This window comes from Dactylosporangium thailandense (genome assembly GCF_059739745.1).
The window spans coordinates 435,754-456,392 of record NZ_AP029195.1; the positions used below are offsets into that span (position 1 = coordinate 435,754).

Sequence of the window (20,639 nt, forward strand, 5' to 3'; positions counted from 1 at the left end):
GCTCAGTTCCCGCCGATGACGCCGCCGTTGCGGGCGACGCGCCGGGCGCCCTTCGGGGCGAACGGGGCGCCGGTGGCGATCGCGCGCCGCCCGACGATCGCGGCCTCGCCGAGGAAGCTCAGGCCGAGCACGAGCAGCAGCCCGGCGCTCAGCACCGCCTGGTCGGCGCCGAGCGCGCGGCCGGCGAACGTCTGCCCGAGCCGCAGCACCACGAGGCCGAGCCACACCGCGATGGTGACGAGCGTGTAGCGGTACCACACGTGTCCCTGCTGCACGAAGACCTTCACGGTGAGGCCGCGCACGATCCCGCCCGCGACCGCGACGAGCGCGCCGAGGCCGAGCACCGCGCCGTCGAGGACCGGGTGCCGGGCCGCGGTCGCGAAGTCGATCTGCGCGAGGCTGTACCCGCCGAGGATGATCAGCAGCACCGGCGGGAGGATCAGCCGGCGGGCCTCGAGCGGCTCCCCGATGCAGCGGCGGACCAGGAGCAGGACGATGACGGCGGCGGCGATGAGCAGCGTGGTCGTGTTCATGGCGAGAACGGTATTGATCGCCGTGCCCGAAAGCCGCCACCCACGGGTGGAGCCGGGGGTGGAGATTAGGCTCCACCCGTGATCATCGAGGAGCGACCGTGGGATGACCCGGCCGGCGTCCGGCTCCGCGCCGCGCAGGTGGCGGAGCTGGACGAGCGCTACGGCGGCGAGGACCACGAACCCGGCGAGGCCCCGAGCGCGGACGACGTCGACGTCTTCCTCGTCGCGCTGGACGACCGGGAGCCCGTGGGCTGCGGTGCGCTGCGGCAGCTGGACGAGCACAGCGCCGAGATCAAGCGGATGTACGTCACCCCGCACGCACGCGGCACCGGCGTCGCCACGGCGCTGCTGCGCGCGCTGGAGGAGCGCGCGGCCGCCCGGGGCTGGCCGCTGCTGCGCCTGGAGACCGGCACCGAGCAGCCCGACGCGCGGCGGTTCTACGAGCGGGAGGGGTACCGCCAGATCCCGCTCTTCGGCGTGTACGAGGGCTCCGAGCTCTCCGTCTGCTACGAGCGCACGCTGAGCTGAGCGCGGGCCAGCGCGTGCGCGTGGTGCAGCTCCCCGGCCCGCCGCACCGCCTCGGCGGCCCATGACGGGTCGCCGGTCGCCAGGGAGCGCAGGCGCAGCAGGTCCGGCTCGGCGAAGGCGCTCTGCCCCGGCAGGCCGGCCTCCAGCGCGGCGGCCGCGACCGCGGCGGCCTCCTCGCGCCGGTCGAGGGCGAGCAGCGCGTCGGCGTAGAGGCCCTCGAGGCGCCCGAAGCGGCGCATCGCGTCGCCGAGGTCCGCCCGCGCGGCGGCCATGCGCGCGAGCCCGGCCGGGTCGCCGGTGCGCACCTCCGCCCAGCCCAGCACGAGCGCGGCAAGGCTTCGGTACTCCCGGTGCCCGCCCCGCTCCGCCAGCCCGAGGGTGTCGCGGGCGGCGGCCGCGGCGGCCCCGGGATCGTCGCGGTCGGCGGCCACGACCGCGGTGAAGTGCGCGACGTACATGTCCAGGAACAGCTCGCCGACCCGCCCCGCCCGCGCCCGGGCGGCCCGCAGGTGGGCCTGGGCCGAGGCGTCGTCGCCGAGCAGCCCGCACGCGATCGCGGCCGGGGCGAGGGCGCCGATCACCGGGTCCCAGTTCACGATCGGGAACACCGGCAGCTCCCCGCCGGGCAGCGCGGCGAGCGCGGTCTCGAAGTGCCCGTGCGCCTTCGGCAGGTCCGGCACGGTGAGCGCGGCGTGGCCCTCGTGGACCTCGGCGACGACCGCGGCCCACGGGTCGCCGGGCCCGTGCGCTGGGCTGCGGGCGACCGACACGGCCCGCCCCACGTCCCCGGCGGCGGTGTGGAAGGAGGCGTACCCCCACAGCGCCGGCAGCACGTCGAGCACCGGCCGGCCGCGCAGGCGCAGCAGCAGCGGCTCCATCGCGGCGTACTGCTCGGCGGCGAGCGGCGCCAGGTAGCCGTCGCTGGCCTGGCGCATGTACGCGAGCCGGATGCGCAGGTCGAGCTCGGCGACGTCGCGGCGCTCGCCCGCGGGGACGCGGTGCAGCAGCTCCAGGCCCTCGCCGAGCAGCTCGTCGGCCTGCTCGTGGGCGGTGCGCTCGTAGGCCTCGCGGGCGGCCGAGGCCAGGGCGGGCACCACGTCGAAGGGCGAGAGCACCGGCAGCGCGGCGCGCAGGTGCCCGGCGAGCTGGGCGGCGGTGCCGAGCCCGGTGTCGCGCAGCGCCTGGGCGGCCCGGGCGTGCAGCCGGGCGCGGCGCAGCGGGCCCTGGTCCTGGTACGCGGTCTGGCGCACGAGATCGTGGGAGAAGCGCAGCAGGCCGGGGTCGTCGGTGGCGGTCAGCAGCCCGGCGACCACGGCCGTGTCGAGGGTGTCGAACAGCGCCAGCTCGTCGAGCTGCACGACGTCGCGCAGCACCGGCACGGCCACCTCGCGCCCGAGCACGGCGGCGACCGCGAGCACCGCGTTGACCTGCCCGGGGAGCTTGGCGAGGCGGCGGCGGACCACCTCCTGGACCCGGACCGGCACATGCTCGGGCGACAGGGTGTGCTCGGCGACGAGCACGCGCAGCAGCTCGACGACGAAGAACGGGTTGCCGCCGGTGCGGTCGGCCAGCATCGCCACCGTCTCGGCGGGCACCTCGCCGCCGGTGACCGAGCGCGCGAGCGCGGCGATGCCGTCCGGGCCGAGGCCGTCCAGCGGCATCCGGACCGCGGCCGGGTCGGCGACGAGCTCGGCGAGCACGCCGGCCAGGGGCGCGCCGGGGGCGAGCTCGGCCTCGCGGTACCCGACGGCGAGCAGCACCTTGGCCCCGCGCAGCGCCTTGGCGAACATGGTGAGCAGCACGGTCGACGGCGCGTCGAGCCAGTGCGCGTCGTCGAGCACGATGACGAGCGGCCCGGACCCGGCGAGCCGGCTGAGGCCGTCGACGATGCCCTGCAGCAGCCGGGAGCGCGCCATCTCCGGGTCGGCGATCCGCTCGGCGGCGGGCATGGGCAGCACGTCGCCGAGGGTCGGGTCGAGGACGGCGGGGAGGTTGCCGTAGGGCGCGAAGGCCTCGGCCAGGGCCGTCGCCGCGCGCCGGCCGGACGCGATGCCGCGCAGGATCTGGGCCCAGGGCACGAACACCGGCGGCGCCTCGCCGTCGACGCCGGTGCCGGAGCCGACGAGTCCCGGTGCGCGGGCGGCGAGCTCGCGCAGCAGGGCCGACTTGCCGATGCCGGGGCTGCCGGAGACGAGCAGGAGCCGGCCGTGACCCGCGGCGGCCTCGGCGAGGAGCCGGTCGACGGTGCGCAGCTCGGCGTCGCGCCCGACGAGCTCGCCGGCGCTGCTCTCCGGTTCGCTTTTCGGGTCGGGAATGTCGGGAACGGGAGCCGCGACAGGCTCGGCGGGCGCGATCGGCGCCGGGGCCGGGGGGTCCAGGTTCGGGGCCTGGCGCAGGATCTCCTGCGCGAGCTGCTGCAGGGCCGGGCCCGGCTCGATGCCCAGCTCCTCGGCCAGCCCCTGGCGCGCCCGGGTGAAGGCGGCCATCGCGTCGGCCTGCCGCCCGCTGCGGTACAGCGCGAGCATGAGCTGTCCCCAGAGCCGTTCGCGGTAGGGGGCCTCGGCGAGGGCGGTCTCGGTGCGGTACACCACCTCGGAGGCGCGGCCGAGGGCGAGCAGGGCCTCCGAGTGCCGTTCGATCGCGGTCAGCCGCAGCTCCTGCAGCCGGCCCCGCTCGGCCCGGGCCAGCGACGACTCGCCGAGCTCCGGCAGCGGGTCGCCCCGCCACAGCTCCAGCGCCCCGGTCAGCGTCTTCACCACGACGGCGGGGTCGCCGCCCTGCTCGACGGCGGCGGCGAACCGGGCGGCGTCGACGGACTCGGGCGGGACCTGCAGCACGTAGCCGGGTGCCCGGCTGACCAGCACCGCCGAGCGGTCCCGGGCGGTGCGGCCGGGCTCAAGCGCGCGGCGCAGGCGGGAGACGTAGGCCTGCAGCGACGCGATCGCCCGCTCCGGCGGCTCGTCGGCCCACAGCTCGTCGATGAGCCGCTGCACGGAGACGATCCGGCCGGGCTGGGTGGCGAGCATGGCCAGCACGGCGCGCTGCTTCGGCGTGCCGGTGTCGACCGGCCCGGCGGCGCTGTCGACCTCGAGCGGCCCGAGAATGCGGAACTGGAGGATGGCCCGGACCCCCTCCGTCATCGCCTGCCTGGGACGCGACGAGCGTACGGGGCCGGACACCGCGGCAGCGAGCCCGGCGCGCCAAGTCCGGCCGAACGGACGGCACACTTACACCATGAATGCCGACGCAGCGCAGGCGATTGAGCGGGCCGGGTACGTCCGCCTGACCACGTACCGCAAGAACGGCACCCCCGTCGCGACGCCGGTGTGGCACGCGGTGCACGACGGCGAGGTGTTCGTCATCTCCAACCTCGACGCGTGGAAGGTCAAGCGCATCCGCAACGACGGGCGGGTCGAACTCACCCCGTGCAACGTCCGCGGGACGGTCAAGGAGGGCGCGCCGACCGCGGCCGGGACCGCGCGGCTGCTCGACGAGGCGGGCACGGCGCGGGCGCGGCGGTACATCGCGCGCAAGTACTTCCTGTCCCGGGCCGGCAACTTCCTCACCGGGGTGCTGCGCCTCAAGCGGCCGCCGGTGATCGGCATCGCCATCACGCTGTAGACACACGTTGCGGACAGCGGAAGGGCCCGGGCGACGCGCGGCCCGGGCCCTCCGACGAGCAGGTGCTAGCCCAGCGTGACGGCCGTGTCGTCAATGACGAACGAGGTCTGCAGCGAGGAGTCCTCGGTGCCGCTGAACTTGATGGCGACCGCCGCGCCGGTACCGGTGAAGGTGTAGCTCTTCAGCTGGTACCCGGAGGCCTTGTTGAGGTTCGACAGCGTGCCCAGGGTCGTCGAGCCGGCCGAGATGGTCAGCTTGTCGTACTGGGTCGTGGTGGTCGTCTCGGCCGAGTCGATGTGGACGTAGAACGACAGGGTCGCCGTACATCCGGACGGGACGGTCACCGACTGCTGGATCGCCTCGGTGTGGGTCGAGCCGTAACCGTCCAGCCAGGAGCTGTACGTGCCGCCGTGGGCGGCCTGGCCCGAGCTGGCCCACTGGCCGATGCTGCCGGTGGTGCCGGTCCACGACGTCGCGCCGGACTCGAAGCCGGGGTTGAGCAGCTTCTGGCCGGAGCAGGTGCCGGTCGGCGGCGTGGTGGTCGGGCCGCCGGTCGGGCTGCTCGTGGTGGGCGGCGGGGTGGTGCCACCGGTGCAGGTCGGGTCGCCCGACTGCGCCGGCACGGACACCGCGTCCCACGCGGCCTTGACCGTGTTGAACTGGGTGCAGCTGCCCGGGAAGAGGTTCTTGGCCGCGGTCAGCGTCCAGGTGCGGTACTTCAGGTACGACGACGACGAGGTCTTCATCAGCATCGCGTTGTACATGACCTTGATGGCGTTCTGGATGCCCAGCGGGTTGCTGACGGTCGAGCCGTTGCAGGTCGGGCTGGCGGGCTGGCCGTTACCGGCGGAGCCCTGGGCCATCAGGTAGAACCAGTGGTTGCCGGGGCCGGCGGCCGCGTGGACCTCCGAGCCGGGCGTGCTGCTGGAGTAGCAGTTCGAGTCGCCGACGGCCGACGGGTTGTACATGTTGCGGATCGGGCCGCTGCCGACCAGGTTGACCTCCTCGCCGACCAGGTAGTCCGGCGGGTCGTTCGGGTTGTTCGCGAACCACTCGGTGGCCGCGCCGAACGTGTCCGCGACGAACTCCTGGGTGCCGCTCTTGGAGATGCCACCCGGGGTGGTGTCGTCGATGCCGTGCCCGGCCTCGTGACCCACGACGTCGGCGGAGGCGATCCACTGGCCGGCGGTGTTCTTGCCGATCTGGATCTGGGTGCCGTCGTAGTAGGCGTTCTGGTCGTTCAGGCCGACGCGGATCGGCCAGCCGCCGCCCGAGCCGTTGAAGCCGTTGCGGCCCAGCCACGTGGACAGCATCGAGAGTTCCTTCTGCGCGACGTACAGGGCGTCGACGCAGCCGGTCTCGCGGTTGGTGCCGGTCCCGTTGCCCCAGACGTCGTCGCTGCCCGAGAACGTGGTGTTGTTCGCCGCGTCCTGGCAGGAGACGTTGGTGTAGGTCGGGTCCTTCATGCTGTACGTGCTGCCCGACTGCGTGGTGTTGATCGTCACCGAGCCGTTGATCCAGCCGGTGCCGGTGCCCGCCATGACGTGCTCGGTGGTGTTGAGCACCGCGCCGGTCGCCGCGTCGACGTCGACGGTGAGGCGGCTGGCACCCTCGGCGCCGGTGCCGGACACCGTGGTCTCGTACGCGAGCTTGGCCGCCCCGTCGAGCGTGTACACGACGAGGTTGGTGCCCTCGACGTTGTTGACCGTCTTGAGCTGGGCCTTGGCGACGGACTCGGCGGCCGCCGAGGTGATCGACGGGGTCGTCGAGAGGTTGCCGATCGCCTTGGTCTGGGAGACCGAGGTGTACTGCGTCGCGCCGGACTTGTCCGTGACGACGACGAAGTCACCGCCCGTCACCTTCAGGCCCTTGTAGGTCCGTTCGTACGCGATGTACTTGGCGTTGCCCGAGGCCGTGACCGACTTCTGCACGTAGGCGTCGTCGGCGCTCGGCTGGATCGCGCTCGGCTTGCTCTTGACGAACGAGTCGACCGACTGGGCGGCGACGGCGTTGGACACCTCGACGGCGTCCGTGGAGGCAGAGGCGTTCGTGGCTTGTACGGCCGCGGCCGTGCCGGCTGTGACCAGCCCGACCGCGAACACTCCGGCCGCTGTAGCGAACCGTGGGGAGAGCTTCAAGGGTGCCTTCTTTCAGCAACGACCCGAACCCACCGGGGAATGTGTGACGGGAGGGGCCGGAACCAATGGAGGTCACGCGCACGTCGAAGCGTCTGAGGGCCGGTGTGCGCGCCGTACGGAGGCCCGCCGTCGACATCGACTTGCAGCGATGCGAGGACGATCACACACATTCGAAGAGTTGGACAAGGGTCGATGCCCTACCGGCACCCTCGCCCCCACCCTGTACTTGGGGGCTCGAAACATCCAAGAAATCTTGCGCTCTGTAGATCTCAGGCGGCCCCAACCGCTACTCCCGGTTAACTTTTAACTGTCAACCCCAGAGATTCGCGATGGTAGGGTGCCCCGGTGGAGCCCGAGCCGATCGACGCGGTGGCCGCCCTCGTCTCGGCATCCGGGATCGCGGGGCGCCGTCTGCGGGAGCTGATCCAGGCGCTCACGGTCGCGCCGGCGACCCTCGAGGACCTCGTCCGCGACCACGCCGTCCCGCGCCGCACCGTCGAGGCGCTCCTGCGCGCGGCCGGCCCGGACCTGCGCGAGGACCACGAACGGGTGATCCTGGAGCCGTCGATCCGGGAGTCGTACGTCGAGCGCTTCGACCTCGCCGGCCTGCGCGACGTGCCCGAGGTCGCGGGCATGGGCGCCCTGATCGCCGGCGCGCCCCGGGCCGACCAGGCCCTCGACCACGTCTCCGCCACCGAGGAGACGGCCCGCCGCCGCGCGCGCTGGCTGGCCGAGACCTACGACCTGGCCGGCGCCCGCCTGGTGTGCGTCGGCGACCACGACCTCACCTCGCTCGCGGCCCGCCAGGCCCTGCCCGACACCGAGATCGTCGTCGTCGACGTCGACGAGCGGCTGCTGGCCTACATCGACGGGCAGGGCGCGGGGATCGCCTGTTACCAGGCCGACCTGCGCTTCGGGCTCCCGCCCGCGCTCGTGGGCACCGCGGACGTCATCTTCACCGACCCGCCCTACACGCCCGAGGGGGTGCAGCTCTTCCTCGGCCGCGGCGCGCAGGCGCTGCGGGACCGCACGAACGGGCGCCTCGTGATGGCGTACGGCTTCAGCCCCCTCACCCCCGCCCTCGGCCTCAAGGTCCAGCGGGCCGTGCTCGACCTCGACCTCGCGATCGAGGCGATGCTGCCCGGGTTCAACCGGTACCACGGCGCCCAGGCCGTCGGCAGCGCCAGCGACCTCTACGTCTGCCGCCCGACCCCGCACACCTGGCAGGTCCTCGACCGCCGCCTCGACAAGCTCGCCGGCTCGGCCAACATCTACACCCACGGCGAGCAGTCCCTCGAGGGCGCGGCCGCCCGGGGCCCGGCCCGCATCCTCGGCGGCGGCCCGCTCAAGGCCGACGAGCTCACCGTGGACCTCGCCGGCGACCCCGGCCCGTGGCTGGCCCGGGTGCTGCTCGCGCTCAACGTCCCGCGGGTCACGCTGCTCGTCGCGAACAACCACCCCGACCTGCGCGACGAGGCCGCTCAGGCCGCCCTGCGCGAGCTGGTCGGGGCCAAGTGGGACCTGCGCCTGCGCCGCAGCACGCCCGGCCCGAGGCAGGCGACCGTGGAGGCGGTGCTGCGCCCGGCCGAGGGCGTCGCCGGCCACCTGCTCACGCACGTGCACGGCCGGGTCGGCAACGTGCTGCGCGACGCGCTGATGCGGGCCGATCCCGGCTCGACCAGGACGGCCGCCCAGCGGCGTGCGGCGGAGCTGATCGGGCGGCCCGGCTACCTCGACGCGCGCCTGATCGACCTGCCCCGCCATGTGATCGTCGCGCTCCTGCGGGCGTGAGCGCCCCGCGGCTCCGGTCACACCGGCAGCCCGGCGAACAGGACCTCCGCCGCCGCCGTCCACATCGCGACCAGGTCGGTCCCGTCCGGGTCGCGTAGCCACTGCAGCTGCAGCCCGTCCATCGTCGCCATGATCTGGTGCGCGAGCGCCTCCGGATGCTCGGCGACCGGCTCGGCCAGGGCGGTGAGCGAGTCCAGGACCGTGCGCTGGCGGGCGCGAACTAGGCGTGCCGCCCCGGCATCAACCTCAAGCGCACCCCGCTCGGCGGGCGCAACTTCGAGTACCTCTCCGAGGACCCGATCCTCACCGGCGTGCTCGCCACCGAGTGGGTCGCGGGCCTGCAGAGCCGCGGCGTCGGCGCCTCGCTGAAGCACTTCGCGATCAACAGCCAGGAGACCGACCGCATGCGGATCAGCGCCGACGTGGACGAGCGCACGCTGCGGGAGCTGTACCTGCGCGCCTTCCAGCGGGTCGTCCAGCGGGCCCGGCCGTGGACCGTGATGTGCTCGTACAACCGGATCAACGGCGTCTACGCCAGCCAGCACCACTGGCTGCTGACCGAGGTGCTGCGCGGCGAGTGGGGCTACGAGGGCCTGGTCGTCTCCGACTGGGGCGCGGTCGTCGACCGGGTCGAGGCGGTCCGCGCGGGCCTGGACCTGACCATGCCCGGGCCCGACGACGCCGGCGACCGGGCGCTCACCGCCGCCGTGCACGACGGGACCCTGCCCGCCGGGGCGCTGACGGGCGCGGCCGGGCGGGTCGAGGCCCTCGTGCGCGCGGCGCTCGCGAACGCGCGGCCGGGCGCGACCTACGACGCCGAGGCCCACCACGCGCTCGCCCGCGAGGTCGCCGGCCGGGGCATCGTGCTGCTCAAGAACGAGGGCGGGCTGCTGCCGCTGGCGGCCGGCGAGCCCGCGATCGCGGTGCTCGGGGAGCAGGCGCGCAGCCCGCGGTACCAGGGCGGCGGCTCTTCGCTCATCAACCCGACGCGGCTGGACAACGCGCTGGACGCGATCACGGCCCTCGCGACCGGCACCGTGCACTTCGCGCCCGGCTACGACGACGTGGAGGCGGCCGTGGCGCTGGCCCGCGAGGCGTCCGTCGCCGTCGTGTTCGCCGGCACCGAGGAGGAGACCGAGGGCTCCGACCGCACCGGCCTGGAGCTGCCGGCCGCCCACCTGGCGCTGATCGAGGGGGTCGCGGCGGCCAACCCGCGCACCGTCGTGGTGCTCTCCAACGGCGCCGTGCTGCGCACGACGCCGTGGGACGCGGCCGTGCCCGCGCTCGTGGAGGGCTGGCTGCTCGGCCAGGCCGGCGGGGCGGCGATCGCGGACGTGCTCTTCGGCGTGGTCAACCCGTCGGGGCGCCTCGCCGAGACCATCCCGCTACGGCTCGCCGACCACCCGGCCTACCTGGACTTCCCGGGCGAGCAGGGGCACGTGCGCTACGGGGAGGGGGTGCACGTGGGGTACCGCGGCTTCGACGCCCGCGAGCAGGACGTCGCCTACCCGTTCGGGTTCGGGCTGTCGTACACGACGTTCGGCTACTCCGGGCTCTCGGTGTCCACCGTGGACGGCGGCCTCGAGGTGCGCGTGACGGTCGCCAACACCGGAACGCGCGACGGGCGCGAGGTCGTGCAGGTGTACTGCTCCCTCGGCGCCTCCCGCGTGCGCCGCGCGCCGCGCGAGCTCAAGGCGTTCGCCTCCGTGCCCGTGGCGGCCGGCGACGCGGCCGAGGTCGTGCTCCGCGTCGAGCTCGCCGACCTGGCCTACTGGGACGTCGAGCTGGGGCGGTGGGTCGTGGAGGCGGGGGAGTACACGGTGGCCGTCGGCGCCTCGTCGCGCGACCTGCGGGCCTCGGCCGTCGTCGCCGTGGCCGGCGACGACGAGCGGCGCACGCTCACGGCCTCCTCCACGATCGGCGAGTGGTTCGCCGACCCGCGCGGGGCCGCGGCCCTGACCGAGACGTTCGCGGCGGTGGCCGCGGCGGGCGGCGGCGCGATGGCGCAGACCGTGACGGACCCGGCGATGTTCACGCTCATGGCCAACATGCCGCTGGACCGGGTCGTCGCCTTCGCCGGGGACGCGTTCGGCCCCGACACCATGGCGGCCCTGCTCAAGGCCGCGAACTGAACGCCCGCACGTAGCGCTTCTGCCACGGCGTCTCCACCGCGCGGGGATGGTAGTGCCGGCGGACGTAGGCGACGGCCTCGTCCGCCGGCACCCCGTCGAGGATCGCGATGCAGGCCAGGGCCGTGCCCGTGCGCCCCCGCCCGCCGCCGCAGGCCACCTCGACCCGCTCGTGCTCCGACCGGCGCAGCGCCTCGGCGAACGCCGCCGCGGCCGCCGCCCGGTCCGACGGCAGCCGGAAGTCGGGCCAGCGCACCCAGGTCGCGTCCCAGGCGACCGGGGGCGGCTGCCGGCCCAGCAGGTACAGGCCGAAGCCGGGCGCGGCGGCCGGCGGCCCGTGCCGCAGCCCGCGCCCGCGGATCACGCGCCCGGACGGGAGCCGGAGCAGGTCGCCCTCGCCGCCGGCCCAGGCGCTCACGGCCGGGGCCGGAAGCTCGCGAACACGATGTCCAGGTCGCCGCGGGCGTTGGCCCAGTCGCTGTCGGCGGTCGCCCACCAGATGCCGTAGGCCTGGTGGTCCGACGTCACCACGCCGCGGTTGTTCACGTGCTGCTTGTTGCCGTAGATGAACTCCCAGTCGGCGGCGACCACGAAGTAGTTGTCCACCGGCCTGATGCCGACCCGCGAGTAGTTCTTGTAGTAGCTGCCGCCGCGGGACTTCTCCTGCTGCGTCCAGTCGGCGACGGGGTCCATGTTGGGCTTGCCGGTCTGGTCGATGCCGAGCGTGCGGTTGTTCCCGCGGAAGTAGACCATCGTGCCGTCAACGGACTTGCCCCAGCCCTGCGGGACGTACACCGAGAAGCCCGTCGGGTCGTGGTAGTCCACCCAGCCCGGCGGCAGCGGCGGGAGCTTGCCCGAGGCCGTCCCGGCCGGCGGCTCCGCCGTCGGGGTGGTCGGGTTCCCGGTGCTCCCCGCGGGCGCGGAGCTGCCCTGACCGCCGCTCTCGCCCGCCGAGGGGCCCGGCGCGCTGGGGACGGGCGCGGCCGCCGCCCCGGTGGTCTGGGTGGCCCCGGTGCCCTGGGTGTCCGGGGCGCTGTCGTCGGTCTTCACGGCCAGCCAGACCAGCAGCGCCACCACGAGCGCCGCGGCGACGCCGCCGACGAGCAGGCCGGTGCGCCGCGTCGGCGATCCGGAGCCGGGCGGCGGCGGCACGACGGCGGCCGCCCCGGCGGCCCGGGGCGCGGCCGGCTCGACGCGCGTCGGCTGCTCGGACTGCTGGCGCACCGTGGGCGCCGAGGACGCGAACGCCCCGATGGGAATCCGCCGCTCCTCCGCCTTGGTCTCCGGCTCCGGCTCGGGTTCGGGCTCCGGTTCCGGCTCGGCCTCCGCGACCGGCTCGGCCTCCGCGACCGGCTCGGCCTCCGCGACCGGCTCGGGCTCCGGCTCGGGTTCGGGCTCCGGCTCCGGCTCGGGCTCGGCTTCGGTCTCGCGCTGCACCGGCACCCAGGTCTTGGCCTCGGGCTCGACGTCCGGCTGGGTGTCCGGCTGGATGTCCGGCTCGGCGGCCGGGGCCTCGAGGTCCGGGTCGAGCTCGTCCGCGGTGGCCGCGCCGAAGACCGGGCCCTCGATCACGCCGGACTTGCCGGAGGGTGCCTCTTCCACCGGCGCCGGCACGGCCGCGTTCCCGCGCGCCACGGGCGTGGTCGGCGGTGCGGCGGGGGCGGCGGCAGAGGCGGCGGCCGCCGCGGCCGCCGCGGCGGAGGCGGACGAGGGGATCGGGCGGACGAGGCGCTCGGGGCGGCTCGGCGGCGTGCGCTGGGCGGGCACCGCGGGCGCCTGGGCCTCGGTGCGGCCCCAGCCGCTGAGCCACGAGCGCTTCTTCTTCGCCTCCTCGGGCCGCAGCAGCGCCCGCCGCAGCAGCTCGTCGGTCTGGGCGAAGTCCGCGCGGGCCTTCGGGTCCTTGCGCAGCAGGGCGCGCAGCACCGGGGCGAGGGCGCCCGCACGCTGGGGCGGGTCGGCCTCCTCGGACGCGAGCGCGGTCAGCGTCTCCATCGCGGAGCCGCGGCCGAACGGGGAGCGGCCCTCGACGGCGGCGTACAGGGTGGCGCCCAGCGACCACAGGTCGCTCGCCGGGCCGGCGATGCCCTCGCGGGCGCGCTCGGGCGCGATGAACTCGGGCGAGCCGAGCACGAGGCCGGTGCGCGTCACGTGGCCCTCGCCCTCGACGCGGGCGATGCCGAAGTCGGTGAGCACCACGCGGCCGTCCTCGGCCAGCAGCACGTTGCCGGGCTTGATGTCGCGGTGGTCGACCCCGGCCCGGTGGGCGGCGCGCAGCGCGTCGAGCACGGCGAGGCCGATCTCGGCGACCCGGCGCACCGGCAGCGGCCCGTCCTCGCGCATGACCTGGTCGAGCGAGCGCGACCGCACGTATTCCATGACGAGCCACGGCTGCCCCTCGGCCGCCAGCACGTCGTAGACCCGCACCACGTTGGGATGGCTCAGCCGCGCCGCCGCCCGCGCCTCGCGCAGCGTGCGCTCCATGGCCACGTCCCGGGCGCTGTCGAGCAGTTCGGGAGGCAGGACGATCTGTTTGACCGCGACGTCGCGATGGAGGGTCTCGTCCCGGGCTCGCCACACCCGCCCCATGCCACCGACACCCAGCGGCTCGAGAATGCGGTAACGGTTGGCGACGACGGGGGGCGCGGCGGTCATGCACCATTGTGTACCCGAAGGATCTCCCCGCGACGCACACCCCTCGCCGGTGTGTGTCGCCGGACAGATTTCCGACGGGCCGCAACCCGGCCGTCCCCTCATCCGGCAGGCGCCCCGGCCGATCACATGACAGTGCGCGCACGGGTGCTCGCCTACCGTGGTTGCAGGTCGGTTGCGAGATGGTCATGGAGGAGCTTCGGTGGGCGAGACCCTGTTGCAGTTCGGCGGCACCCGCGGGGAGCTGATGCTCCTGGCGTACCTCATCGGCGGTCTCGCCGTGTTCGGGGCGGCCTTCCTGCCGGGCAACACGGCGCTGTACCGCGTGGTCTGCCTCATCCTCGGCACCGCGATGGCGGCGTGGGCGGCCGAGGTGATGATGTTCGGCGGGTTCGTCTACATCAACGCGTTCGTCCTGCTGGCCCCGGTCGTGCTGCTGGTGCGGGGCGCGATCGGCACCGTCCGCTTCGCCGTCACCCGTCCGGGTCCCCGCCCGGGGATGCGGCCGCACCCGGCGACCCGCCAGCTCGGCGGCACCGGCTCCTACCAGATGCACCCGCCGGCCGCGTACGCCACGGTGCACGCGAGCTACCCGTCGGCCGAGCCGGTCTACGCCCGCGCGGTCTTCGGCACCGAGCCCGCGTACGCGCCGGTGGACGAGCGGCGGGGCGCCCACGCGGCGGACGACCGGCGGGGCGCCCACGCGGCGGACGACCGGCGGGGCGCGCACGCGGCGGAGCCGACCGGTCACATTCCGCGCCAGCCCGGCCCGCGCATTCGTGAGCTGCCGGGCCCGACCGTCGCGAGGGCCCGGCACCGGGCGACCTGATCGGGGCAAAAGGCCGTATAAAGATCGGCATGACCCCGATGCGGGAGCCGACCTTCCTGATCCTGACCGCCCTCGCGGTGCGGCCCATGCACGGCTACGCCGTGATCCAGGAGGTCACCGAGCTCTCCGGAGGCCGGGTGGTGCTTCCGGCCGGCACGCTCTACGCCGCCCTCGACCGCCTCACCGCCGAGGGCCTCGTCGCCCCGGAGGGCTCGGAGGTCGTCGACGGGCGGCACCGGCGCTACTACCGGCTGACCGAGAGCGGCGCCGCGGCGCTGGCGGCCGATGCCGAGCGCCAGCGCCGCAACGCCGCGGCGGCCGCGAAGCGGCTCCGGCTGCGGGCGGCTGAGGCCCGCTGACCCGCGCGGAGCCGGCTGTGCACAGGGTCCCCGTCAACGGGTCGGGCCGGCCCATTGGTTGCGCATTGTGTTCATCCTCTCGGTTCTCGAATGCCGGACGGTGCCGGCGGTGGAGGGGCGGGATCCGCCGCTGCATACCCTGGCCCAGACCCCTGACGCGGCGCTGAAACCGCGGCATCCGGTCGCCGTCAGTGACTCCGGCAGATAGGACATGCCGGTAGGACATGCCGGGTCGGTCGCCCCGGCTAGACGGCCGCGGCGAGGGTCAGGGCGAAGCGGCCCGCCCGGTCCGTCCACCAGTCGCGGACCGTGAACCCCGCGGCCGCCAGCTCCCCGGTCAGGCCCTCGCGGCGGAACTTGGCCGACACCTCGGTGCGCAGCTCCTCGCCGGCCGCGAAGGCGATCTCCAGGTCGAGGGCGTCGAGCCGCACGCGCATGGGCGCGAGCGCCCGCAGGCGCATCTCGATCCACTCCCGCTGCTCGTCCCACGCGGCGACGTGGGCGAACGCGTCCGGCTCGAAGTCCGCGCCCAGCTCGCGGTTGAGCACGTGCAGGACGTTGCGGTTGAACTCGGCCGTCACGCCCGCGGCGTCGTCGTAGGCCGGGACCAGCACCGCCGGCTCCTTCACCAGGTCGGCGCCGAGCAGCAGGAACTCGCCCGCGGCCAGGCGCCCGCGCAGGGCGGCCAGGAACGGGGCCCGCTCGGCCGGCGTGAAGTTGCCGATCGTGCCGCCCAGGAACGCGACCAGCCGGGTGCCGGCCTCGGGCAGGACCTCCAGGTGGTGCACGAAGTCGGCGACGATCCCGTGCAGGTGCAGGTCCGGGTACTCGCGGCGCAGGTCGCCCAGCGCGTGGCGCAGCGCCGCGCCGGAGACGTCCAGCGGGGTGAACGAGCCGAGCGTGCCGTGCTCGCGCAGGGCGTCGAGCAGCAGGCGGGTCTTCTCCGACGAGCCGGAGCCGAGCTCGATGAGCGTCTTGGCCCCGGTGAGCCGGGCGATCGTCCCCGCGCGGGCGGTCAGGATCTCGCGTTCGGCGCGCGTCGGGTAGTACTCCGGCAGCCGCGTGATCTCCTCGAACAGCTCGCTGCCGCGGGCGTCGTAGAAGTACTTCGGGGGCAGCCACTTCGGGTTCGCGGTGAGCCCGCGGCGGGCATCCTCCCGCAGGCCCGCGGCGAGGTCGGCGTCGGTCAGGTGGACTTCGAGGTCAGCGTCCGGCAGCGTCACGTGAGAGCACCTTCCAGCGCGATGATCGTCACGGCCGGCGGGGCCGCGACGAGCAGGGACAGGTCGGGGACGGCAGTCCAGGCGGGGTCGGGGGAGAGGGGTTCGGAGGCGACGAGCACGGCCCCCTCCGCGGTGGACAGATACGACAGGGAGTGCCCGGCGGTCGTGGCGGCGATGGTCTCGCCGTCGGTGAGCAGGAGGTTGAGGCGGGAGCCGGGGGCGGCCGCCGACACCTCGGCGACGACCCCGGCCAGGGCCGTGTCCAGGGCGGCGCCGTCCCGCAGGCGGGCCCGGACCAGGGCCCACACCAGGGCGCTGTCGGTCGGGGCGTCCAGGGTGATCAGGTCGCGGACCGGCAACCCGGCGGCGAGGGCCGTCACGCTGTCCGGCCAGCCGGCCACCCGGCCGTTGTGCGAGAACAGCCAGCGGCCCTCGGCGAACGGCGCGGCGGCCGTCTCGATGACCGGCATGCCGACCGTCGCCGAGCGGACCGCCGCGAGCACCGCCGTGGAGCTGGTCGCGGCGGCCAGCGCGGGCAGCCCGACATCGCTCCACAGTGGAGTGTCGCGGCGGTACCGCACGAAGGCGGAGCCCTGCCACCAGCCGACGCCGAACCCGTCGGCGTTGATGGTGCCGCCGCCGCGCATGTCCAGGGGCGCCCACGACTGGCGGGCCAGGGAGTGCGGCGGGGCGAACAGCAGATCCGCCAGCGGGATCGGCGGCCCGAGGTAGGCCAGGTGCCGGCACACTAGGCGAGCTCCGAGGGCGTGGCGTCGCGGGCCGTACGGAAGCCGCTGAAGATCTGCCGGCGGATCGGGTAGTCCCAGTTGCGGAACGTGCCCCGGCACGCGGCGGCGTCGGTGCCGAACGAGCCGCCGCGCAGCACCTTGTACTCGGGGCCGAAGAACACCTCCGAGTACTCGCGGTAGGGGAACGCGGTGAAGCCCGGGTAGGCGGCGAAGTCGCTGTCGACCCACTCCCACACGTCGCCGATGAGCTGGTGCACGCCCAGCGGCGAGGCGCCCGCGGGATAGGCGCCCACCGGCGCCGGGGCGAGGTGCCGCTGGCCCAGGTTCGCGTGCTGCGGGCCGGGATCCTCGTCGCCCCAGGGGTACCGCCGCGAACGCCCGGTCGCCGGGTCCCACCGCGCCGCCTTCTCCCACTCGGCCTCGGTCGGCAGCCGCCGGCCCGCCCACGCCGCGTAGGCCCGCGCCTCGGGGAAGGACACGTGCACGACCGGCGCGCCGGGGACGATCGGCGCGGTCCGCCCGAAGCCGGTCGCCAGCCAGCCGCCCGGGTCGCGGCTCCAGTGCAGCGGGGGATTCGCCGCGGTCTCGTCCAGGAAGGCGGCGTACTGCCCGTTCGTCACCGGCGCCCGGTCGATCCAGAACGCGGGCACGTCGACGGTGTGCGCGGGCCGCTCGTTGTCCAGCGCCCACGCCTCGGTCGAGGTGCCCATGGTGAACGGCCCGCCCGGCACCAGCACCTCGCCGCGCACGTCCACAGTGGACTCCGGCGGGGGCGGCGCGGACAGCACGGGGTCGCCGGCGCGCAGCTGGTGGGTGGCGAGCATGGTCTCGTCGTGCTGCTGCTCGTGCTGCACGATCATCCCGAAGGCGAAGGCGTCCTCGGTCAGCCGTCTTCCTTCCAGGTGTACGCGCTCAAGCACGTCGAGCGCCTTGTCGCGCACGGTCGCCACGTAGGCCCGCGCCTCCTTCGGCCCCAGCAGCGGCAGCGCGGGCCGGTCCTTGCGGGCGTGCCTGAAGGCGTCGTAGAGGTGGTCGATGTCGGCCCGCACCGGCTCCCGGCCGCCGACGTCGCGCACCAGCCACAGCTCCTCCTGGTTGCCGATGTGCGCCAGGTCCCAGACCAGCGGCGACATGAGCGGCGAGTGCTGGCGCACCAGGTCGCCGTCGTCGACCGCCTCGGTCAGCCCGGCGGAACGGGCCCGGGTCCGCTCGAGCTCCCGGGCGACGCGATCGCGCAGGTCAGCCATTGCGTGTACTCCCTTCGAGCACGTCTTCGGTCAGGTGCGGCGGCAGGTCCAGCCGTGCCAGGGCGAGCTCGCGCACGGCTCGGGCGGCCCGGGCGAGCACCGGGTCGGCCATCCCGTCGCGGGCCGCCTCCACCCAGCGCCCGGCGGCCGGCGCGCACAGCTCCAGGACCCGCGAGACGGTGGCCGGGTCGGCGAGCAGGGCGTGCAGCAGCGCCGCGGGCGCGAACCAGGCGCGCCCGGGCTGGGTGTCGAGGTAGCGGATCTCCAGGTACCCGCGCGGGCGCACCGGCGGGAAGAGGGTGCTGAGGTGGTAGTCGAGGTCGGCGTACGTCGGCCTCGTATCCAGTGCGCCGCGGATCCAGTCCGCGAACGTCACCCCGGCCGGGGTGTCCCAGGCCCCGCCGGGCCGCCGGACGCACAGCAGCTTCGCGGCCAGCGCGTATCGGGCCCAGCCGGCCGACGGCTGCCCGTCGGTGGCCACGGCCCGGGTCCGGGACGGGTCGATGCCCCGCCAGGCCCGCTGCCGCGCCGAGGCCCAGCCGGTCTCCGTGCCCGCGAAGCGCGCCGAGTTCGCGAACAGGGCCAGGAGCGGGGGGCCGAGCGCGTGGACCGCGGCCCAGCGGTCGGGCAGCTCGTGCGCGGGGCCCGGGTCGAGGCAGACCTGCAGGCCCGCCGTCGAGCACATCATGATTTTTCCGGACATGCCGCGACGGTCGAAGGCCGCCTCCATCGCGTCGTACCGGGGGGTGGAGACGATCCGCCGCGGCGGGCGGTGCGGATCGGCGCCGGTGTCGCCCAGGACCAGGCCGACCCGGTCCAGCAGGGCGGTGAGCTGCTCGATATCGGCGCTGACGGCCGTGTGGAGCTCGATCAGGGAGGCGTGCGGCAGGCTGGAGATCTCCACCTGGCCGCCGGGCTCGAGGGTGACGCTGCCGCCGCTGCGCAGCGGGAGCGCCGGGGAGTCGGCCCGCAGGGTCGGCGGTGCGTGATCGCCGAGGGCCTGGCAGAGCCGGGCGGGGTCCAGCGCGGCGGCCGGATCCTCGCGTTGGTGAACGGTGAACTCGAGTTCGACACCGACCGCCGCGGGTGGCCCGGTCTTGAAGCAGATCGATGCGATGTAGCCCTCGGCCTGCTCGATCTCGGCGATAACCGCGTCGTGGTCGGCGGCCGTGCGGGTGCCCTGCAAGGTCGCCATGGGAGCCGACGCTACCCCGGGATTCGGGGATCGGCGAACGCCGCCGTTGAACAACTGGTTACCGTACGACTACGTGCAGCGCTACTTCAACAGCCGGTACATCCTCAGCGCCTCCCTGGTCACCGACTTCAGGCCGGGCATCCGGGCCAGCGTGACGAGCCGGTCGATGAGCGGCACCGCGCGCTCGATGAGCAGGCGGGTCTTCGCCTGATCGGGTGACGTGTCGTGGACCCAGTAGAGGGTGATGCCCATCTGCCCGAGCCACAGTAGCTCGGGCAGGTCCGGCTTCAGCTCCGCGTCGATCTTCGTGGTGGCGCCCTCGACGACCTGGCGCAGCACCGCGATCGAGCGCTCCCGGGCCGGCTGCGACTCGGCGCTGAACGGGCTCAGCGGCGAGCCGGGCTCGACGGCGGTCTTGATGAACTTGCCGGCGAACGCGTGGTACGGCGTCATCGTCTCCAGCATGCCGGTCAGCGCCACCCGCAGCCGCTCGTCGAAGGGGCCCGGCTCGGCCAGGGCCTCGGCGACGGCGGCCGCGGTGTCCTCCTGGACCGTGGCGTAGAACTGCTGCACCAGGTGATCCTTGGAGGGGAAGTAGTAGTAGGCGTTGCCGACCGAGACGCCGGCGGCCTGCGCGATGCCCCGCATGGTGGTCTTGTCGTACCCCTGGTCGCGGAACAGCCGTACCGCCGTGTCCACGATGAGCCGCTTGGTCTGTTCGCCGCGGCCCGTCTCCGGCGTGTCAGGTGTCGCAGGTTTCACCACAGTCCTGACGATATCCGCGCAGGTTCCCGGCCGACTGCGCCACCCGGCGCGCGATCGGCCGCAGGTGGGGCTGGGAGAGGCGCGCCGCCAGCCCCCGATAGCCGTCCAGCGCCCAGAGGCAGACGAGCCAGGCCGCATCCCCGACGTACACGCCGCCGTCGTCGGCGACCACGGTGATGTCGGCGAGGGTCTCGTCCGGATCGAGCGCCGGATACCGGCGGCGCGCCTCCTGCGATCCCGCCGCGACGAACTCGAGCGGGACGATCTGGGCCCGGCCGCCGAGCCAGGTCCTCGCCGTGCGGCAGAGCCGGCAGCCCTCGTCGTAGAGGACGGTGAGCCGGGTGATCATCGCGGCGGCGGCATCTCGCCGGGGTCCGGGCGGGGGCCCGGCGGCGGCGGGAAGGGCGGCACGAGCGGCATCTGCATGTGCATCGGCGAGGCGGGCGGCGCGATGGTGCGGGTCGGCTCGACCGGCGGCGCGGACTGCTCCAGCAGCCGGCGCCGGCGGAAGCGGCTGAGCACGAACAGGTTGAAGAAGTGCACCGCGCCGAGCACCAGCAGGACCGTGCCCAGCTTCATCGCGAGGGCCTCCACCGCCCCGCTCTCGTCCGTGATCGGCTCGCTGATCTTCAGTGCGACCGCCACGTAGCCGAGGTTGAGCAGGTAGAAGCCGACCACGAGCAGGTGGTTGACCGATGTGGCCAGGCGCTCGTCGGCGAACGCGTCGTCGAGGAACACCTGGCCGTTCTTGAGCAGCGTGCGGGCGACCCACACCGTGAGCACGATGCTGACCGCGAGGTACAGCAGGTAGGTGACGAGCTTCAGGTATTCCATTCCTGACCTCCGTCTATCTGAACGTGTTCAACTAGACGGTAGACCCCCT

General features: G+C 74.4%; 18 protein-coding genes. 6 read left to right on the plus strand and 12 right to left on the minus strand.

Features of this window, described 5'->3' with window-relative positions; genetic code table 11:
- Positions 1 to 2 precede the first annotated feature (2 nt).
- Positions 3 to 533: a hypothetical protein gene (locus tag AC6JBM_RS01800; RefSeq protein WP_497981857.1), complete on the minus strand. Its 531-nt coding sequence runs from the start codon at positions 531 to 533 to the stop codon at positions 3 to 5.
- A 78-nt stretch (positions 534 to 611) separates the two neighbouring features.
- Between AC6JBM_RS01800 and AC6JBM_RS01805 the strand changes: the two genes are divergently transcribed.
- Positions 612 to 1,061: a GNAT family N-acetyltransferase gene (locus AC6JBM_RS01805; RefSeq protein WP_497981858.1), complete on the plus strand. Its 450-nt coding sequence runs from the start codon at positions 612 to 614 to the stop codon at positions 1,059 to 1,061.
- Here the strand turns inward: AC6JBM_RS01805 and AC6JBM_RS01810 are convergent.
- Positions 1,040 to 4,201, minus strand: coding sequence for an ATP-binding protein (locus tag AC6JBM_RS01810; RefSeq protein WP_497981859.1), 3,162 nt, complete (start codon positions 4,199 to 4,201; stop codon positions 1,040 to 1,042). The two genes, AC6JBM_RS01805 and AC6JBM_RS01810, sit on opposite strands and share 22 nt — an antisense overlap.
- Before the next feature lie 94 nt (positions 4,202 to 4,295).
- Here AC6JBM_RS01810 and AC6JBM_RS01815 point away from each other — a divergent pair, with 94 nt between their 5' ends.
- On the plus strand, positions 4,296 to 4,682 hold the full coding sequence (locus AC6JBM_RS01815) for a PPOX class F420-dependent oxidoreductase (RefSeq protein WP_497981860.1): 387 nt from the start codon (positions 4,296 to 4,298) through the stop codon (positions 4,680 to 4,682).
- A 65-nt stretch (positions 4,683 to 4,747) separates the two neighbouring features.
- Here the strand turns inward: AC6JBM_RS01815 and AC6JBM_RS01820 are convergent, their stop codons facing one another.
- On the minus strand, positions 4,748 to 6,820 hold the full coding sequence (locus AC6JBM_RS01820) for a M4 family metallopeptidase (protein WP_497981861.1): 2,073 nt from the start codon (positions 6,818 to 6,820) through the stop codon (positions 4,748 to 4,750).
- Positions 6,821 to 7,165: 345 nt separating this feature from the next.
- Here AC6JBM_RS01820 and AC6JBM_RS01825 point away from each other — a divergent pair, with 345 nt between their 5' ends.
- Both AC6JBM_RS01825 and AC6JBM_RS01830 read left to right on the plus strand, forming a co-directional pair.
- Positions 7,166 to 8,611: a bis-aminopropyl spermidine synthase family protein gene (locus AC6JBM_RS01825; protein ID WP_497981862.1), complete on the plus strand. Its 1,446-nt coding sequence runs from the start codon at positions 7,166 to 7,168 to the stop codon at positions 8,609 to 8,611.
- A gap of 239 nt (positions 8,612 to 8,850) precedes the next feature.
- Entirely contained in the window at positions 8,851 to 10,743 is a 1,893-nt protein-coding gene (locus tag AC6JBM_RS01830) for a glycoside hydrolase family 3 C-terminal domain-containing protein (protein ID WP_497986400.1), read from the plus strand.
- Here AC6JBM_RS01830 and AC6JBM_RS01835 read toward each other — a convergent pair.
- Both AC6JBM_RS01835 and AC6JBM_RS01840 read right to left on the minus strand, forming a co-directional pair.
- The gene (locus AC6JBM_RS01835; RefSeq protein WP_497981863.1) at positions 10,727 to 11,158 is read right to left on the minus strand and encodes a protein-tyrosine phosphatase family protein; all 432 of its coding nucleotides are present in this window, start codon (positions 11,156 to 11,158) and stop codon (positions 10,727 to 10,729) included. The two genes, AC6JBM_RS01830 and AC6JBM_RS01835, sit on opposite strands and share 17 nt — an antisense overlap.
- Positions 11,155 to 13,392 (minus strand): serine/threonine-protein kinase, encoded by a 2,238-nt coding sequence (locus AC6JBM_RS01840; protein ID WP_497981864.1) that lies wholly within the window; start codon positions 13,390 to 13,392, stop codon positions 11,155 to 11,157. The genes AC6JBM_RS01835 and AC6JBM_RS01840 overlap by 4 nt, the downstream gene beginning before the upstream one ends.
- Positions 13,393 to 13,591: 199 nt before the next feature.
- Between AC6JBM_RS01840 and AC6JBM_RS01845 the strand changes: the two genes are divergently transcribed.
- Both AC6JBM_RS01845 and AC6JBM_RS01850 read left to right on the plus strand, forming a co-directional pair.
- Positions 13,592 to 14,218, plus strand: a complete 627-nt coding sequence (locus AC6JBM_RS01845) for a hypothetical protein (RefSeq protein WP_497981865.1) — start codon at positions 13,592 to 13,594, stop codon at positions 14,216 to 14,218.
- A gap of 29 nt (positions 14,219 to 14,247) precedes the next feature.
- Entirely contained in the window at positions 14,248 to 14,577 is a 330-nt protein-coding gene (locus AC6JBM_RS01850) for a PadR family transcriptional regulator (RefSeq protein WP_350616748.1), read from the plus strand.
- A gap of 245 nt (positions 14,578 to 14,822) precedes the next feature.
- Here the strand turns inward: AC6JBM_RS01850 and egtD are convergent, their stop codons facing one another.
- The 7 genes from egtD to AC6JBM_RS01885 form a co-directional block, all read right to left on the minus strand.
- Positions 14,823 to 15,794: an L-histidine N(alpha)-methyltransferase gene (gene egtD / locus AC6JBM_RS01855; protein WP_497986401.1), complete on the minus strand. Its 972-nt coding sequence runs from the start codon at positions 15,792 to 15,794 to the stop codon at positions 14,823 to 14,825.
- Positions 15,795 to 15,796: 2 nt separating this feature from the next.
- Positions 15,797 to 16,549, minus strand: coding sequence for an ergothioneine biosynthesis protein EgtC (gene egtC / locus AC6JBM_RS01860; protein ID WP_497981866.1), 753 nt, complete (start codon positions 16,547 to 16,549; stop codon positions 15,797 to 15,799).
- Entirely contained in the window at positions 16,549 to 17,796 is a 1,248-nt protein-coding gene (gene egtB / locus AC6JBM_RS01865; protein ID WP_497981867.1) for an ergothioneine biosynthesis protein EgtB, read from the minus strand. Before egtB ends, egtC begins: the two co-directional genes overlap by 1 nt.
- Positions 17,789 to 18,991 carry an ergothioneine biosynthesis glutamate--cysteine ligase EgtA gene (gene egtA, locus AC6JBM_RS01870; protein ID WP_497981868.1) on the minus strand — a complete coding sequence of 401 codons (1,203 nt, stop codon included), beginning with the start codon at positions 18,989 to 18,991 and terminating at the stop codon, positions 17,789 to 17,791. The genes egtB and egtA overlap by 8 nt, the downstream gene beginning before the upstream one ends.
- Positions 18,992 to 19,072: 81 nt before the next feature.
- Positions 19,073 to 19,756, minus strand: coding sequence for a TetR/AcrR family transcriptional regulator (locus tag AC6JBM_RS01875; RefSeq protein ID WP_497981869.1), 684 nt, complete (start codon positions 19,754 to 19,756; stop codon positions 19,073 to 19,075).
- Complete coding sequence (locus AC6JBM_RS01880) at positions 19,734 to 20,105, minus strand: thiol-disulfide oxidoreductase DCC family protein (RefSeq protein ID WP_497981870.1); 372 nt, start codon at positions 20,103 to 20,105, stop codon at positions 19,734 to 19,736. The genes AC6JBM_RS01875 and AC6JBM_RS01880 overlap by 23 nt, the downstream gene beginning before the upstream one ends.
- On the minus strand, positions 20,102 to 20,590 hold the full coding sequence (locus AC6JBM_RS01885; RefSeq protein WP_497981871.1) for a hypothetical protein: 489 nt from the start codon (positions 20,588 to 20,590) through the stop codon (positions 20,102 to 20,104). The genes AC6JBM_RS01880 and AC6JBM_RS01885 overlap by 4 nt, the downstream gene beginning before the upstream one ends.
- Positions 20,591 to 20,639: the final 49 nt, after the last annotated feature.

Coding starts and splice junctions, on each gene's coding strand:
- AC6JBM_RS01800 (WP_497981857.1), bottom strand. CDS start 533: ATGAACACGACCACGCTGCTCATCGCCGCCGCCGTCATCGTCCTGCTC.
- AC6JBM_RS01810 (WP_497981859.1), bottom strand. CDS start 4,201: ATGACGGAGGGGGTCCGGGCCATCCTCCAGTTCCGCATTCTCGGGCCG.
- AC6JBM_RS01815 (WP_497981860.1), top strand. CDS start 4,296: ATGAATGCCGACGCAGCGCAGGCGATTGAGCGGGCCGGGTACGTCCGC.
- AC6JBM_RS01840 (WP_497981864.1), bottom strand. CDS start 13,392: ATGACCGCCGCGCCCCCCGTCGTCGCCAACCGTTACCGCATTCTCGAG.
- AC6JBM_RS01850 (WP_350616748.1), top strand. CDS start 14,248: ATGACCCCGATGCGGGAGCCGACCTTCCTGATCCTGACCGCCCTCGCG.
- egtB (WP_497981867.1), bottom strand. CDS start 17,796: ATGGCTGACCTGCGCGATCGCGTCGCCCGGGAGCTCGAGCGGACCCGG.
- egtA (WP_497981868.1), bottom strand. CDS start 18,991: ATGGCGACCTTGCAGGGCACCCGCACGGCCGCCGACCACGACGCGGTT.
- AC6JBM_RS01880 (WP_497981870.1), bottom strand. CDS start 20,105: ATGATCACCCGGCTCACCGTCCTCTACGACGAGGGCTGCCGGCTCTGC.
- AC6JBM_RS01885 (WP_497981871.1), bottom strand. CDS start 20,590: ATGGAATACCTGAAGCTCGTCACCTACCTGCTGTACCTCGCGGTCAGC.